Below are 16,140 nucleotides of genomic sequence, written 5' to 3' on the forward strand. Positions count from 1 at the left end.
GGTCTTGCGGCCACCAGGGACCAGCCCAGGTTGCCGGTGGCCACCTCTTTGATCCAGCGTGCATACTGCACATGAAAGGGGTCGGTCAGCCCGAACTGCTCCACGAGCATGGGGATGTCTTCGGCCTGCTGCGGGGTCGTGACGTAGGCGGCGGCCCGCCTCTCCGGGCTGAAGGTCATGAGAAGCCCGAAGATGAGAACGGACACGCCGAACAGCACAAAGACCAGAAAAATCAGGCGACGTGTGATGTAGGCAGCCATAAATAAAAAGGCCTCCGGCGGCGAGGTGTGCCACCTCGAAAGCGGGTTTGTGAATACGCATCGGGAGTCGTAACTCCGGACTGAAATACGTCCACATTTACGTGAAGTGCAAGAAAACGCACCGTGCGTCGCAAGTCCATGAGCTATCGGTGGGTAAAAGCCAACTTAGCCGGTGACTTTAGCCGGAATAACTCCGGCAGCAAGGTGAGCCACCGTGAAAGGGCATTCGCGACGTTTTTTTTATGAAAAGTAATCTCTATTTTGAGAGTCTTTTGAGATCTTCCCAGGCCGCATCGAGCATGGGGTGTGGCTGAAAGCCTTTAATGTTGCTGCGGTAGGCGAAGTTGTCGATCTTCTGGTAGATCATGCAGCCGATGGCCTCTTCGTACCAGAGGTTCTGGAGGCGTTCGTAGATGACCCTCCTTTTTTCGGGGTCCACTTCAAATCGGCCTGCCTTGCAGAGGCGGTCTACCTCTTCATTCTGATAGGCCATGTACTTGCCATAGACCCCTTCGGAGCTCATGAAGGTGAAGAGGAAGTTGTCGGGGTCCGGGTAGTCGGCACCCCAGCCGATAAGGAAGATGGGAAACTGGTACTTTCGGTAGGCCACGGTGTAGTCTTTCCAGTCGACGTTTCGCACTTCAATCTGGAATTTGGGGTTTAAGCCCATGATATTTTCGGCCAGCATGTGGGCCGCCGCTTCACGCTGGGCGTTACCGGTGTTGTGGGTGATCACCATTTTAAACCCTTTTTCCCACACCTTGCCTTCCCATGCCTGCTCCATTTCTGCTTTGGCTTTGTCCAGGTCAAAGTTGTAGACGGGCACTCGGATGTAATACGGGAGGCCATTGGCGTTGGGGCTGGTGGGCATGACCACGCGGTCGTTCCAGACGTCCTGGGCGTAGGTGGCGCGATCGAAGGCGTGGAGGAAGGCCCGGCGGACGTGGGCATCGGAAAAGAAGTCGGCGGGGATGCCGTCGCCGTCCAACATGCCGCTGCCGATGTTGGGGTTGGCTTCGGGGTTGACCTGACGGCAGAAGAGGGCGGCGGAGACCGAGAGCTGGGGCACGGAGTAGACCACCACGTCTTTCATGGCCTCCACCTCGGGCAGGTACTGGGTGTCAACCTGAACCCGGTCGGCGTCGCCGTTCTGCAGGGCCAGCTTGCGGGAACTCCACTCCTTGTTGTACCGAAAAATGGCGGTCTTCAGGGCGGGGGCGTCTCCCCAGTAGCCATCGAACCGCTCGAAAATAAAGACCTTTGAGGGTTCCCATGTCAGCATGGTGTAAGCTCCGGTGCCGTTTTCGATGTGGTGGAGGGGCTCGGAGCCAAAGGCGGGGTTGTTGTGGGCGGCGGCGGTTTCAAGGGTGCCGTCCCAGCCGCCGTTTTCGACGGTCCACTCTTTGTCGAGGATGACGCCCCCGTAGGAGTAGGCAAGCACTGCCAGAAGCGGGGGGAAGGGCTGGGGAAGGGTCAGGATGACCTTGTCCCCGTTGACGGTGATGCTTTGATTGATTTTCTCAAAGATTCCGGGTTTGAGTTTGCCGTCCTTGCTTCGGGTGCTGGTCTCGCCGGTGAGGGCTTCGAGCATCATCCACATGGGACCGCCATCCTGATCCACCACCATGTGGCGTTTGAGGGAGTAGGCCACATCCTCGGGGGTGAGTGCGCCTCCGGCGTGGAAGGTGACCCCTTTGCGGATTTTAAAGGTATAGGTTTTGCCGCCGTCACTGATACCGCCGTTTTCGAGGGTGGGGACCTCCTCGGCCAGAACGGGCACGAAGTCGTTGGTGGCGGATCCGCGAAAGGCGATGAGGGATTCATAAAGGTTCATGATGCGCTGGTGAGAGACGTTGTCATAGGCGCAGGCCGGATCAATGCTGCGAACCGTGCCGTAATCTTCAAAAACAAAGGTATCCGGATTTTTCACCACCGGTTTGACCACCTTTATTTTGACGAGTTCCTGGGTTTTCTCCTGGGGCTCTTCTTTCGGGTCGCTGCATGCGGTGGTGATAAAGAGGGTCAAGAGGAAAAACAGGACGCTTTTTAACGCTCTCGATCTGTTCATGGATTCTTCCTTTGTGCGGGGGTTGGTTGTCCGGCGGGGGGCGCCCATTCCGGTTGTGGCCTTTTTATTTGGTGTTTCGTTCTGCAGGTGGCGAGACGTGTGGAAAAATGATGCTATAAAAATACCATAAAGTTTATTTGCCATCAAAGGTGAAGTTATATTTCTTTAAATTGCATGGGGTTAATTGGGTGGGCTGTGGGGGGTAAAGAGAGTGACCGTGGGGATGTCTGCGTGGGTGGTTCCTATGAGTTAACTCGAAGGGTGAGAAAAAGAGCAGATAACCGTGAATTACATTTTGCATTTTTGAAATGCCTATATTTTTCCACTGAACTGACTGTAATAACTCGTTATTAATCTGAATCAACAGTTTTCTCATGAAATATCCGGGCTAAACGCATTCACAACTCCCTTGCAAGGTGGCACACCTTGCCGCCGAAGGCTTTTATTGGCGCTGAATAGTTACAAAATAAGTAACTATTCAGCTATCCATTTTTTCTTTATGGCCCCGGCCTGACATGCACCCTACGCTTTTCGTCTTCCCCGCGCAGGCGGGAATCCATGTATGAAAATCCGTATCGTCCTCATTTTTACAATGACGTACCGGGGGGATGCGTAGGGTGCGCCGTGCGCACCGTCAGGCGTATCGTAAACCGGAAACACCGCATTTTGAAATAAGACGCGTGGTCATCGAGAACTTGCGAGGCCGATGGTCCTCTCTACGGTAGAAGGTGCGAGAGCCGCACCCTATGCGGTGATGAAAAGGCGTGACGTATTGGTATTTGAATTTTTCTGTCATTTGCCTCGAACGATCGGGCGAAGGCAAGCTGAATAGTTACCAAAATAAATTGTCATCTCAAAACGGATGAGACCGGCCAGGCAGGACGCCTGGCCGGTCTATTTCGGTAGGAAGGCCTTTTTGTCAGGCAACGGTGGTCTCGGAAGGCCCTGTGCTGCGGGGACATTGTCGCCGCTGTTTTGGCAGCGGATATTTTTAAGCCGGGTTCGTAAAAAAAAACGAACGGGTTACACGGTCGTTTGTCTTTTTCCAAGACAAGGTAACGGACGCTGTGAGATGTGTGCCAGAGGCATCCGAGAGAGGCATGGGGGAAAGTACCACAGCCCCTAAGGCAGGTAAGGGGTGTGGATACTGAATGCCTTACTCTCGAATACCTCCAGCACAGTGAAAATTCGCGTAGTGAGTGGGTCGTTAGAATTTTTGTGTTCCGAATTTTCTACCATGAGTTATATCAATTATCGTGCCACAATTGTGTGTTGAGTATTATTAAGTAGTTGTAGTTAAAGAGTGAATATGGTAAACGATATATCGTGAGCAAATAACGATATGTCGTACAAACACTGAATGGGAGGGAGACGTGCCTGATCGATTTCGAGAAGTCACCCGACGGATATTCAGCAGTCTGGATCTTGAGGCCGCTCTGTTCGATGCGTATACCTACCTGAAAGAGATCATGCCTCTGGATGGAGCCTTTATAACCTCCTATGATCATACCCAAAAGAAAGCTCGGGTGATCGCTATAGCCTGTGATGACGGCGGGTTTGGGCTGGATGAGACGATTCTCATCTCCGATGACACCTGGGAGATGATGGGCGCATGGCATGCCGAATCCCTGGAAACTCCTGTTCCCTGGATTCGGGATCACACACATCCCATTAATAAAGAGCTTTTACGTATCGTTAAACGCGGATTCCCCTCTGCTCGAAGGAGAAAAGAAGGTGCAGAAGAACTTTGCTGCACCATCTCCTGTGCGCTGAACAATCAGGGCAGGAATTTGGGAAATCTAATTCTTGCCGCCGAAGGGGAGTCTCTCTATAACGAAAGTCACATTGCCGTCATGAAAGATGTCAGCGAACCCTTTGCCATGGCTCTGGCCAACGCCATGCGGTTTAAAGATCTGGTTCGGGATCACCAGGCCCTCCAACGCGATACCCGGCAGATGACCGGTGATGTGATGATCGGCGCCCATGGCGGGTTACGCGAGGTGCGTCGTCTGATCGAACAGGTGGCGCCCACGGAAAGTCCGGTCCTGCTCATGGGGGAGACCGGCACCGGCAAAGAGGTGGTGGCCGGAGAGATCCATAAATGTTCCCCGCGTTGCGGAGGGCCCTTTATTCGCCTCAACTGCGGAGCGATTCCTGAGTCTCTGATGGATTCTGAACTTTTCGGGCATCAGAAAGGGGCCTTTACCGGGGCCTTTGAAACCTCTGTCGGCCGATTTGAGCGGGCTTCCGGAGGCACTCTTTTTCTTGATGAAATCGGTGAATTGCCGCTTGCTGCCCAGGTCAAACTTCTGCGGGTGCTTCAGGGCGGGGAATTTGAGCGTGTGGGCGGCAACCAGATCATGCAGGCGGATGTCCGCATCATTGCCGCCACCCACCGAAACCTGGAAGCCATGGTCGTCGAAGGGACCTTTCGATCTGACCTCTGGTTCCGTCTTCATGTTTTTCCGTTAAGCATTCCACCTCTTCGAAAGCGTATTGAAGACCTGCCTGCCATGGTGGAGTATTTTGTCCATCGGAAAAGCAAAGAGATGAATTTACCGTATCGCCCCAGTCTCGCCGAGGGCGCCCTGGACTCACTCATCGATTACCCCTGGCCCGGGAATGTTCGAGAGCTCCAGAACCTTGTGGAGCGTGCTTTGATCCTCTCCGGGGGACGCCCTCTTCATTTTGAAGCCCTCCTCAACCGACCCGTTCCCCGACCGGGGAAAAAAGTCTGGGAGGTCGCAGAGCCCATCTCTGGTACCTTTGACGAAATGGCCGCCGCCTGGATTCGCAAAGCCCTGGTCCTTACCGAAGGAAAAATCTCCGGTCCCAGGGGAGCCGCGGATCGCCTGGGCCTTCATCCCAACACCCTGAGAAGCAAGATGAAAAAGCTGGGTATTCAGTTGGAGCGGCAGGTGAAAGCGGATTAACGGCAGACCGATAAAGATGAAAAGGAGAGACCTGCGATGCCCCAGGAAACGCTGATGACCATCCACACCTTTACCGCTCCTCAGGATGCCCACCTGGCCAAGGCCCAACTCGAGTCCTGCGGCATCGAAGCTTTTGTTTTCGATGATCACCTCGTGGGGATTCAGCCCTGGTATTCCCATGCTGTGGGGGGCGTGAAGCTTCGAGTTTTTGTCTCTGACCGGCAAGAGGCGCTGGCGGTTCTGGGTTATGAGGATTCTCGGGCGGAGAAGGCCGACCGGTGCCCTGTATGTGAAAGTTACGATATTGATTATGAACGAAAGATTGGATGGGGTCGGCGGTTGAGGTTTGGCCTTTTTCTGCTTCTTTTTTTGGGGATCCCCTGGTTTTTCCGTCGCAGGCGATGGGTGTGTCATGTCTGCGGGCATTCCTGGACTCGGCCTTTGAAATATCCGGGTTAGTGACATCGGTTGGTTTCTTCTCGGTTGAACAGATACATTAAAGAATGTGCCTGCGGTGTTTTCAATGTTTATTAAAGAGGCTTGTCATTCTCTTTTTGCCTCAAGAGTTTTTGGAAGGGCAATTGTTCAGGGCTTGAAAAATTCTCAAAAAGGTGTAGAAGAGTTGCCTTACTTGTGGCGTATTCGGGCATTGCCCGGCATATTGCGCCACAGGGACAACTCGGATGAAAACAGCAGGAGAGATCTTCCGGCGCGTTGTAGCGAGTGCGATGCGAACGGAAGCCACCGAAGAGGTAAATCTTTCAGGTAAAAAGGACTGCTGTTGGACGAGCCTCTGGAGAGTCTCAATATTCGGGGGCTCTGCGTAGCCTTGGGTTGCGCGGAGCCGCTTTTTATTGAGCGCCGAAGGAGCAAGCTGTCGGGCCGTATTGTGCGGGCCGCGGTGAAACTCTCAGGTACAAGGGACAGAGTGGCATGGCGGATGATCGTCACCGGTATCGATTTGGGACCGGTGTTTTTTTCTGTCGTGAAAACTGAATGACCTCATTTGGTAGTGCCTCTTTTTAACGTCTTTCTCTTAGTAGACCGATCCATTCATCCACATTATTCATCTTATTCATTATTGAAACGGCGGCGAAATCTGCCGTGATCATGCCCTTTTGCATCGATGGTGCCTGGGCTTGAAAGGAATGATTCTGTGGAAAACTTTGCACAACTTTTAGGAACGATCGATTCGTTTGTCTGGGGACCCCCCTTACTTATTTTGCTGGTGGGAACCGGTGTTTATCTGACCGTGGGACTGGGTTTGATTCAGCTGACGAAATTGCCTCTGGCGATTAAATATCTCTTCAGCAAAGGGCACGGCGAGGGGGCTGAAGGGGATGTCTCGAGCTTTGCCTCCCTTTGTACGGCGCTTTCCGCCACCATCGGGACGGGGAACATCGTCGGGGTGGCCACGGCGGTTAAGGCGGGCGGTCCTGGTGCGATTTTCTGGATGTGGGTGGCGGCCTTCTTTGGTATGGCCACCAAATATGCAGAAGGGCTTCTGGCTGTAAAATACCGGGTGGTGGACGACAATGGGCAGATGTCCGGTGGCCCCATGTATTATATTGAGCGGGGGCTCGGGAACAAACTCCTCGCCAAGATGTTTGCCCTGTTCGGCATCGGCGTCGCTTTTTTCGGGATCGGTACCTTTGCCCAGGTCAACGCCATCAAAGATGCGGCGCTTCTTACCTTTCATATTCCCGTACCGGTAACGGCGGTGGTTCTCACGGTTCTCGTGGCTCTTGTCACCATCGGCGGTATCAAGCGTATCGCCCAGGTGGCTTCAGCCATTGTGCCCTTTATGGCGATCTTTTTTATCCTGGCCTCTTCCGTGGTCCTTCTGCTGAACCTTTCCAGTGTTCCTGCGGCGGTGAGCCTGGTGATTCAAAGCGCCTTTAACCCCGAAGCGGCCTTCGGGGGCGCGGCCGGTATTACCATGATCATGGTCATGCGAAGCGGCATTGCTCGCGGTGTGTTCTCCAACGAATCGGGCCTGGGCAGCGCGCCCATTGCGGCGGCGGCTGCTAAAACCAACTCTTGCGTGCGCCAGGGCCTCATCGCCATGACGGGCACTTTTATTGACTCCATCATCATCTGTACCCTCACCGGCCTGGTTCTTGTGATGACCGGAACCTGGAACAACCCCTCCCTGGCTGGCGCTGCCATGACCAACACCGCCTTTAATATCGGTATGGGAAGCAATATCGGACAGTACGTGGTGACCATCGGTCTGCTTTTCTTCGCCTTCACCACCATCCTCGGGTGGAACTACTACGGTGAGCGATGCACCGAATACCTTTTTGGTGTGAAAGGGATAAAAGCCTATAAAGTTATCTATATCGTTTTGGTCGCTTCAGGCTCCTTTCTTAACCTGGGCTTGATCTGGACTCTGGCGGATATCGTCAACGGGCTCATGGCCATCCCCAACCTCATCGGCCTCCTCGGCCTGAGCAAGGTGGTCTTCTCGGAAACCCGGAACTATTTCGACGGTCTGGGTGCGGCGATAAAAGCCGAGAAAGCGTTTCAGGCATAGCCCGGATAGTAACCGGCTGACGAAAGAAGACACAAAAAAGTTTTACTGCGGGCCAGAGGTGATCATGGGAGATCACCTCTGGCCCGTTTGTGTTTACATTATAGAAATAGATGCGCGCCTGCTTAACCCGGATATTTCGCGAGTTGGGTGCGCTCATATGCAAGGCATCAGAGCTGAAGATGTAGTGGTTTACCTCAAGGCTCTGATAACGTGGCGGATGAGTGCCCCCGGCTCGCCCGAAGGGTGAGAAAATCAAACAGAATACCGTGGATTACATTTTGCATTTTTGAAACGACTAAAAGTATTACTACAAAGAACTGTAATTACGAATTATTCCTTAGCCCTTATTGTTTTCTCATGAAATATTCGGGTTAAGGGGCGGCGTTGATTAGTGCGAGTTTCGCTGTGCGAGAGAGTTTTTTGATGCGGTATTCGAGGCGGGAGGCTTCGGAGCGGTCTGAAACAGGGGTGCAGTAGACCATGGCAACGGGAAGGCGGGCGCGGGTGTATTTGGCGCCGGTGCCGTTGTTGTGCTCGGCAAGGCGTCGTTCGGGGTCCACGGTGATGCCTGTGTACAGGGTGCCGTCCGCGCATTCGAGGATGTAGAGGAACCAGGATTTCATGGGGGCACTGTAGATGATTTCTGGCGCCGGGACCAGCCTGAAGAGCACCGATGTCCTTGGGGGCGGGCGAGATCGGGCCGTGATGAAAACAAAAAATGCCCTGCCAACACGTTGGCAGGGCATTTTTTGTTTTTTGAAATCACGGGACTGAACCGATATCTCAGTGGCCGCTGAGGTCTTGAACAAAGGCAGGCTCAAACCTGTGAGATATCTTTTGACACGAGGTGTCCGCTATCATTTTTTAGCCCTTAGCCTTTCACCTTTAGCCCTTAGCCCTTAGCCCTTAGCCCTTAGCCCTTAGCCCTTAGCCTTTAGCCTTTCGCCCTTCGCCTTTAACCTTTAGCCATTAGCCTACCCGACAAACACCGCCAGGTTATCTTTTCGAGCGTCGGCGTGCTGAATGACCGTCTGGACCATGTCGCCGGACTTGAGGTTCAGTCCGCTGGCGGGGAGCATTACCTCCATCATATAGTCCAGCAGGAGGACCTGGAAACTGTGGCGGCGCTTGTCGAGGACCAGGCCCTCCACGCGTTCACCGATTTTGTTCTCCAGGAACTTGAGAATCCAGTAGCGACGCCGATTGGACTGGATGCGTCCGATACTGCCCATGGGGATGTCAAGGTGCTGGGAGGCTTCGGAGACATCGTTTTCAGAGTACGGAGCTTCCAGGCCCAGGACGGATCGGATCTGCCGTTGTGAGACAAGATCGTAGTAGCGTCGGATGGGGCTGCTGGCCGTGGTGTAGGCATCGAGGCCGAGGCCGGAGTGGTGTCCTGCCTTCTGGCTGACGTAGGCCCTGGAGAGCTGCTTTCTCTGCATGCAGTTCAGATACAGAGAGGACTCTTCCCCTTTGAACAGGCGCTCTTTGGGGTCAGGCTGGAGTCGGAAGAAGGTGGGGAGGCTGTGGCGGGCGAGAAAGCTCGCCATGAGCCAGTTGGCCATGATCATCAGCTCGGCGACCATCATGCGGGAGGGACTTTCCCTGTCCACGGTGGAGATGATGGGGGTCCCTTCCTCGTCTAAGTGAACGTTGACTTCCGGCAGGCTCAAGTGGACGGCGCCGTTGTCGAGACGTTTTTGACGGAAGGCATGGCCGATTTTAATCAGGGTGGAGAGTTCTTCGTCCCCTTCCTTGGCCAGGGTGTTGGCTCCGGTGTACGTGAGCTGACGGCGGACGGTGACGGTGGTGGGTACCACCTCGAAGTCTTCCACTGCGTGGAAGCGGTTCAGGGTGATCATCACGCTGATGCAGGGTCGCACCGCTCCTTCCACCAGGCTGCAGAGGTTGTCGGAGAGATCGGAGGGCAGCATGGGGATTTTCTGATCGGGCATGTAGATGGAGCTGCCGCGGGACAGGGCCCTTCGATCAATAAGGCTGCCACGTTTCACCGATTGGGCCACGTCGACGATGTGAATGCCCAAACGGCTTTTTCGATCGTCCAGTCGTTCGAGGGTGACGGCGTCGTCGTAGTCGGTGGTGTAGCGGCCATCAATGGTGATGGTGCCCAGGTGGGTCAGGTCGCGTCGTCCCTCAAAGCTTTGAGGGGCAGATTCGACCAGCTTTCTGGCCTCTTCGAGGACGTCTTCAGAGAAATTTCTCGGCACTTCCATGCGAATGAGGTCGATGTTTTCGTTCTCGTCAAACACCTCCAGCTTCACCAGGATGCGAAAGACGGTCTCCTGCGAGTTGATGTTCGCTTCGGAGAGGACCGCCTTGGCCATGTCGAAGTGGCGGCTTTCCCGTTCATCGATGTACCAGCCTTTCAGGCAGGTGATGATCTCTTTTGCGTGGTCGCAAGGGGCAGGCATTTTATCGCCGAGGAGCGCTTTAAGCCAGTCGGCGCCTTCGGTGATTACTTTCTGTCGCCTCTCCTCTTCCTGTTTCTTTGTGAGCATCTGCTCTACCTGCTCCGGGGTGTAGGGGAGGAACCGGTTGTGGTCGAACTTGAACCAGGTCCGGTTTTCAAAAAAGGCTCGGGTGATGGCTGATTTATGGTCAGAGGTTACGGCTTCGGAGAAACAGTATTCTGCCATGGTTTTGAGGTCGATCCACTCCCCTTCTTCATTGAGCAGTTCCCACAGCTCTTTGAGATCGATCTCCTGTTTCAGGGATTCACGACGAGCAACGGTGGCCTTGAGTGCCGTCACCATGGTGGAGCGGCTGGCCGATTCAGAAAGGGCGTTGTCCGAGGTCAGGGATATGCGGGAGGCGGAGAGACTCACCTCTTTATCGTGCTCGGTGATCAGTCTCAGGCGTTTGCCTTTGACGTCAGCTACAGCGGCGCATATCAGCTTCTGCTGATCAATATATTCGATGATAGTTCCTGATTTCATATTTTGTCAGAATATCAACGAGACTGCTGAAAGTCAATTCTAACCCGGATATTTCACGAGTCGAGTGCACCCATATTCAAGGCATCAGAGCTGAAGATGTAGTGGTTTACCTCAAAGCTCTGATAACACAGAAGATGGGTGCTCTCGGCTCGCCCGAAGGGTGAGAAAATCGAGCTGAAAACCGTGCATTACATTTTGTATTTTAGAAATACCTAAATTTTTCCCAGTAACCTGCTGTAACAACGGCTTATTTCTTTGGCGAGATCGTTTTGTCATGAAATATCCGGGCGAACCCGGATATTTCACGAGTCGAGTGCGCCCATATTCAAGGCATCAGAGCTGAAGATGTAGTGGTTTACCTCAAAGCTCTGATAACGCAGAAGATGGGTGCTCTCGGCTCGCCCGAAGGGTGAGAAAACCGTGCATTACATTTTGTATTTTAGAAATACCTAAATTTTTCCCAGTAACCTGCTGTAACAACGGCTTATTTCTTTGGCGAGATCGTTTTATCATGAAATATCCGGGTTCAGGGTTGGAAAAGCGTGGTAAAGTCTGGGGTTTGCGTTGTATCGGTGTTTTTCTTCTGGAATAAGGGATGGCAGGGTGAAGGCAGGAGTGATAATATTCCAGAATTGAATCAAAAAAAGCGCAAGGAGGGTATGTTGTGACACACATTGAGCTGGACCTGAGCAGGCACTGCATCGCAACCGAAGTCAAGAGGCTTCACAACCGCCGTGTCTCCGATTATTTTAAAGGCAGGGGAGAAAAGGCGGCTCTGGAGGCCGAGATCGCCCTGCTGGCCCGCGCCCTTTCTGAGTTGGACCTGCCGTCTTTGCGCGGGTTTCATCGCCTTCTGGCAGGAGGGGAAGCCGTGGCGGTGGTGCTTTCCGGCGCCGAAGAGGCCCCTTTGGCCCTGACCCTTGCCGGGGAGCCCCTCGACCTTGAGGGCTATCGCAGGTGATGCCTTTGCCTTGTGACTCGGGTCACTGATGAAAATCCTGAAACAGGCTATATTTAGCGTTGCAGTGACGCTTCATGACGGCCCAGAGCCGTAACGGCGTGATTTTCCCCCTGTGCGCGCGGGGGGAAGATCAAAAAACAGTCCGGTAAAGGAGAGGTATGGAGACGGTAAAAAATTGGCCGGCCATGGTGGCATCTTTGGCCACCGCTTTTGTGGCGACGTTGGTGGTGGGGCTTTTTTCTCTTTCACCCCTTTATGAGAACATGCAACATGCCGCCTCTGATGCCGCCCTTCGAATGATTACCCCGGCGGGGATGGCCGATCCCGATCTCGTGGTCGTAGCCATTGATGATGCCTCCATTCGTGCTCTTTCCGAAGTTTACAACGTCAACTGGCCCTGGCCCCGTGAGTTCTACGGGTTGGTGGCCCGCTACCTGTCCGACGCCGGAGCCCGAACGGTGGTGTTTGATATTCTTTTTACCGAAGGGGAGGTGGATCGGGTGGATGTGGACGCCGAGGCCTCGGAGCAGGCCTTTGCCGATGCCATTGCCGACAGCGGCAGGGTGGTTCTGGGCTCTGTGGTGGCGGGGGCAGGCGGTGACGCCCGGCGGCCGATTTCCGGGGGGATGGTCTTTGAGAACAGCAAGGCCCTGGCCCTTCCTGAGTACAGCGACCTGACCACGCCCATTGCCTCCCTTGCCGAGCACTCTGTCAGCGGTGTGGTGAATTTTCTTTCAGACAGCGACGGGACCGTCAGGCGGATGCCCCTTTTTTTTCGGGTCGGGGATCGGCTCTACCCCCAGCTTGCTTTTGCCGCCTACCTGAAGGCCACTGGCGACACGGTGGTGCGTTATGAACCGCAGGACAGGGTGCTGGTGACCTCAAAACGCCGGTTTCTCTTAGATGCCAAGGGCAATCATACTATTTTCTGGTATGGGAAGGGTGGCAGCGAGGGGGTTTATCGGTACGACAGCTTTTATGACACCCTGCGTTCCGCCGTACAGTCCCTGGGAGGGGAGACGCCGACGATTCTTCCTGAAGCGTACAAGGGAAAGTCGGTGGTGATTTGTGGGACGGCTTCAGGACTCACCGATTTGAAGACCACCCCTTTTACTCCCCTGGCACCTTATCCCGGTGGGGAGATTCAGGCCACCCTTCTGGATAACTATTTAAATGGGCGCGGGCTCCATGCCTTTGGCTTTGGCGGGTTGGTTCTTTTCTCGTTTGTTGCCGGCCTGATCGCGGCCCTGGCCTTTGCCCTGCGCTCTTTTCCCGTGGCGGCTCTGACCACCTTACTGCTTCTTCTGGTTCCGGTGGGTGGCAGCTATTTTCTGTTTCGGTCCAGCGGAATCGCCACCGATTTTATTTTTCCCATGGCCACCTTGGGGCTGGCCAGCTCCGGGGCCGCCATCTACCGCATGGTGACGGAAGGGGCGGCCAGACGTCAGATCCGAACGGTCTTTTCCCGTTATCTTCATGAGGATGTGATCAATCAGATCATGAAGGAACCTGAAAAAGTCTCCCTGGATGGGGTGGAGTGTTTCGGGACGGTCCTGTTTACCGACCTGCAGGGGTTTACCACCTTTTCTGAGGACAAAACCCCGCGGGAGCTGATCAAGGTCTTAAACGAGTATTTTCAAGTGGTGACGGACATTGTGCTGGATCAGGGAGGCATGCTGGATAAATACACCGGGGATGGAATCATGGCGGTGTTTGGTGCCCCGGTGGAGCGCAAGGACCACGCCCGGGCCACCTGTGAGGTGATTCTTGCCTTTCGGCGGGAGAAGGTGAACGAGATGATTCCTTCGGATCGGGGCAACATCCTGACCCGTATCGGGATCAGCAGCGGCCCGGTGGTGGTGGGGAACCTCGGCAGCCAGCGGCGGATGGATTTTACCGCCATCGGAGATACCGTGAACCTTGCGGCACGGCTGGAGGGGGTGAACAAAGCCTACGGTACCACCAACATGCTCTCCGAACAGACCTGGGAGCAGGTGAAAGACGACTATTACTTTCGAGAGCTCGACCGTATTCGGGTGAAAGGCAAGAACAAGTCGATCCGGGTCTTTACCCTGGTCGATCGGCCTGAACAGGTTACAGGCCGTCAGCTTGAAATTGAAGAGGCCTTTCAAGAGGCCCTGGCGGCGTATCGCCTGAAGCAGTGGGATGATGCCATCCGTCGATTCGAAAAGGTCCTGGATCTGGACCCGGAGGACCATCCCAGTGTGGCCTACATCGAACGGTGTCAGCTGCTTAAGAGTACCCCGGAGCTGGTGGATGAGGATGGGGTGTTTACGTTTAAAACCAAATAGCCCTGTGATAAGGGGCATGGAGGGACCATGAAAAAAATTCAATGCATCTTTATCATGATGGGGTTGCTGTGCTGTGGCATGGCTTCTGCCGAAACCATTCAGGTCTCGTCGGCCTCCCTGCGTCAGAAGCCCGGATCATTTTACCCTGTGATCCTGACCTTGAAAAAGGGCGATGAGGTGGCGGTGTTATCCACCCAGGGGATGTGGCACCAGGCGAAAGCCGAAGGCGGCACGGTGGGGTGGGTGTCTAAAAACGCGCTGAAGGCACAAGGCAGCACCATTGATTACGGCCTGATGGCAGCAGACACGTCGAGGCGTCGGATCTCCACCGTGATGGTCACCGCAGCGGTCAAGGGCTTTTTTGAAAATCGGGTGCGCACCGGTGAACTCAATTCGGCACTCTTTGAAGCTCCCTTTGTTCAGTACGTGACGCCTTTGGGGTACGAAGCCTTTAAGCGGGAGACCTTCAGCAGGGGTCGTTCCCACGCCGATTATCTTTCGCAAACCCGCGTCGTTTCCGTGGGCCCTTTTTCTCTGGATGAGCAGATGATAGCCACCAGTGCCTACATCACGGGCCGCCTTGCGGCCCCCGGTCTCGTGGCGGATCCTCGCCTTGTTACCTATGTCAACAATGTGGCTCAGCTTATCGTGGAGAGCTCGGAGTTTTACGATCTGCCCATCTGTGTTCATGTGGTGGAGACTCCGGCCATCTTTGCCAACGCCACCCCCATGGGGGTGATCCTCCTCTCCCGGGGCATGTTGAAGACCATCCGAAGTGAGAACGAGCTGGCTTGCCTCCTGGCCCATGAGCTTTCGCATGTCACCTTGCATCACGGGGCCACCGAGCTCGATATTCGCAAGCCTAAAATTCATGCGGAAGACGCTTTTTCAGAGATGGATGATGAGCTGGGCAGGGACGAGGTGGAGCAGGAACTGGATGACCTGGCCATGGATATGTATGAGCACGCCATCCGGGGGCGCAAAGAGGTCTATGAGATGGAAGCCGATGCCCGAGGTATTCTCTACGCTAAGCGCGCTGGGTACGACCCGTCTGGCATGGCATCTCTTCTTCTTCGCCTCCAGAAACAGCAGGGTGAGGTCGCCTGGGATGATGAGCCCTCCCACTGGCTTCCCAGATCGTTGGGCCGACGCATCAACGCGTTGCCGAAAAAAGCGCCGTCCAGCGCCTATGTGAACTTCGGCAGCCGGTATAATCGGATGGTGCCTTAAAAACGTGCCAGCGGGTAGTTAGGGCGCAAGAAAAAAATAAATCATATAAAAAGCGATGCCTCCGGCGGCGAGGTGAGCCACCTCGAAAGCCGGTTGCGAATGCGCATCGGGCCTCGCAAATTTGGGCTGAAATGCTTCCGCATTCGCGCGAAGTGCAAGGAAACTCACAGTGCGTCGCAAGTGCATGAGCTGTAGGTGGGCAGAAGTCAACTCAGCCGTTGACTTTAACCGGAATAACTCCGGCGGCAAGGTGGCGCCACCTTGAAAACGGGTTTCCGAATGCTCTACGGTTGTCGGAATTATGAGTCCCTCGCATCCGCATCCGCGTGACGGGGGAGGGATGCTCAAAATGATGATCAAGACCGAATATGTAAACAAAACGGGCCGTGGGTGATCAAAAGATCACCCACGGCCCGTTTTGTTTTTAAAAAGCTCTGAGCGAAGCGATTTCATCGAACGAAGAACGAGGAACCAAGCACGAAGAACGCTTTTCTCTCGTCTTTCCCTCATTCCCAGGCTCCGTCTGGGAATGCTCTTCGGAGGCTCTGCCTCCATGCTTGAAATCGCCGCGCCCTGTGAATTTTACCCCCACGCCACTGCTTCCCATACCGCCAAGGCGGAGCCTTGCATCCGACACCCCCAGGCAGAGCCTGGGAGCGAGAATGCCCAGGCACGAAGAACGCTTTCCTCTCGCCTTTCTCTCGTTCCCAGGCTCCGCCTGGGAATGCCTTTCGGAGGCTCTGCCTCCATGCTTGAAATCACCGCGCCCTGTGAATTTCACCCCCACGCCACTGCTTCCCATACCGCCAAGGCGGAGCCTTGCATCCGACACCCCCAGGCAGAGCCTGGGAGCGAGAATGCCCAGGCACGAAGAACGCTTTCC

At 54.6% G+C, this 16,140-nt stretch carries 10 protein-coding genes, 1 pseudogene and 1 riboswitch; of the genes and pseudogenes, 7 read left to right on the plus strand and 4 right to left on the minus strand.

Annotated elements, in window-relative coordinates:
* Both Q1Q75_RS20695 and Q1Q75_RS20700 read right to left on the minus strand, forming a co-directional pair.
* Positions 1-260: pseudogene (locus Q1Q75_RS20695) on the minus strand (hypothetical protein); the annotation flags it as partial.
* Between the two features lie 256 nt (positions 261-516).
* Positions 517-2,328 carry an ABC transporter substrate-binding protein gene (locus tag Q1Q75_RS20700; RefSeq protein ID WP_300674755.1) on the minus strand — a complete coding sequence of 604 codons (1,812 nt, stop codon included), beginning with the start codon at positions 2,326-2,328 and terminating at the stop codon, positions 517-519.
* Positions 2,329-3,701: 1,373 nt separating this feature from the next.
* On the opposite strand from Q1Q75_RS20700, the gene Q1Q75_RS20705 reads away from it, so the two are divergent.
* The 3 genes from Q1Q75_RS20705 (at position 3,702) to Q1Q75_RS20715 (ending at position 7,797) form a co-directional block, all read left to right on the plus strand.
* Positions 3,702-5,261 carry a sigma-54 dependent transcriptional regulator gene (locus Q1Q75_RS20705; protein ID WP_300674758.1) on the plus strand — a complete coding sequence of 520 codons (1,560 nt, stop codon included), beginning with the start codon at positions 3,702-3,704 and terminating at the stop codon, positions 5,259-5,261.
* 36 nt (positions 5,262-5,297) lie between these two features.
* Positions 5,298-5,720, plus strand: a complete 423-nt coding sequence (locus Q1Q75_RS20710) for a hypothetical protein (RefSeq protein ID WP_300674761.1) — start codon at positions 5,298-5,300, stop codon at positions 5,718-5,720.
* 324 nt (positions 5,721-6,044) lie between these two features.
* Positions 6,045-6,198, plus strand: a riboswitch (glycine riboswitch).
* Positions 6,199-6,417: 219 nt separating this feature from the next.
* Entirely contained in the window at positions 6,418-7,797 is a 1,380-nt protein-coding gene (locus Q1Q75_RS20715; protein WP_300674764.1) for a sodium:alanine symporter family protein, read from the plus strand.
* A 371-nt stretch (positions 7,798-8,168) separates the two neighbouring features.
* Here the strand turns inward: Q1Q75_RS20715 and Q1Q75_RS20720 are convergent, their stop codons facing one another.
* Both Q1Q75_RS20720 and Q1Q75_RS20725 read right to left on the minus strand, forming a co-directional pair.
* Complete coding sequence (locus Q1Q75_RS20720; protein WP_300674767.1) at positions 8,169-8,420, minus strand: GIY-YIG nuclease family protein; 252 nt, start codon at positions 8,418-8,420, stop codon at positions 8,169-8,171.
* A gap of 351 nt (positions 8,421-8,771) precedes the next feature.
* Positions 8,772-10,754, minus strand: coding sequence for an RNB domain-containing ribonuclease (locus Q1Q75_RS20725; protein WP_300674770.1), 1,983 nt, complete (start codon positions 10,752-10,754; stop codon positions 8,772-8,774).
* Between the two features lie 664 nt (positions 10,755-11,418).
* On the opposite strand from Q1Q75_RS20725, the gene Q1Q75_RS20730 reads away from it, so the two are divergent.
* The 4 genes from Q1Q75_RS20730 to Q1Q75_RS20745 form a co-directional block, all read left to right on the plus strand.
* Positions 11,419-11,715, plus strand: coding sequence for a hypothetical protein (locus Q1Q75_RS20730; RefSeq protein WP_300674773.1), 297 nt, complete (start codon positions 11,419-11,421; stop codon positions 11,713-11,715).
* Positions 11,716-11,873: 158 nt separating this feature from the next.
* Positions 11,874-14,027, plus strand: a complete 2,154-nt coding sequence (locus tag Q1Q75_RS20735) for a CHASE2 domain-containing protein (RefSeq protein ID WP_300674776.1) — start codon at positions 11,874-11,876, stop codon at positions 14,025-14,027.
* Between the two features lie 27 nt (positions 14,028-14,054).
* Positions 14,055-15,257, plus strand: coding sequence for a M48 family metalloprotease (locus Q1Q75_RS20740; RefSeq protein WP_300674779.1), 1,203 nt, complete (start codon positions 14,055-14,057; stop codon positions 15,255-15,257).
* Positions 15,258-15,810: 553 nt separating this feature from the next.
* On the plus strand, positions 15,811-16,140 hold a 330-nt coding region (locus tag Q1Q75_RS20745), incomplete at its 3' end, for a hypothetical protein (protein WP_300674782.1).

Origin of the sequence: Desulfoluna sp. (assembly GCF_030145185.1) — a bacterium.
Classification (GTDB): Bacteria; Desulfobacterota; Desulfobacteria; order Desulfobacterales; family Desulfolunaceae; genus Desulfoluna.

What these genes read in the sequence shown, in the direction of transcription:
- Q1Q75_RS20700 (WP_300674755.1), bottom strand. Translation starts at nt 2,328, where the DNA reads ATGAACAGATCGAGAGCGTTAAAAAGCGTCCTGTTTTTCCTCTTGACC.
- Q1Q75_RS20710 (WP_300674761.1), top strand. Translation starts at nt 5,298, where the DNA reads ATGCCCCAGGAAACGCTGATGACCATCCACACCTTTACCGCTCCTCAG.
- Q1Q75_RS20720 (WP_300674767.1), bottom strand. Translation starts at nt 8,420, where the DNA reads ATGAAATCCTGGTTCCTCTACATCCTCGAATGCGCGGACGGCACCCTG.
- Q1Q75_RS20725 (WP_300674770.1), bottom strand. Translation starts at nt 10,754, where the DNA reads ATGAAATCAGGAACTATCATCGAATATATTGATCAGCAGAAGCTGATA.
- Q1Q75_RS20735 (WP_300674776.1), top strand. Translation starts at nt 11,874, where the DNA reads ATGGAGACGGTAAAAAATTGGCCGGCCATGGTGGCATCTTTGGCCACC.
- Q1Q75_RS20740 (WP_300674779.1), top strand. Translation starts at nt 14,055, where the DNA reads ATGAAAAAAATTCAATGCATCTTTATCATGATGGGGTTGCTGTGCTGT.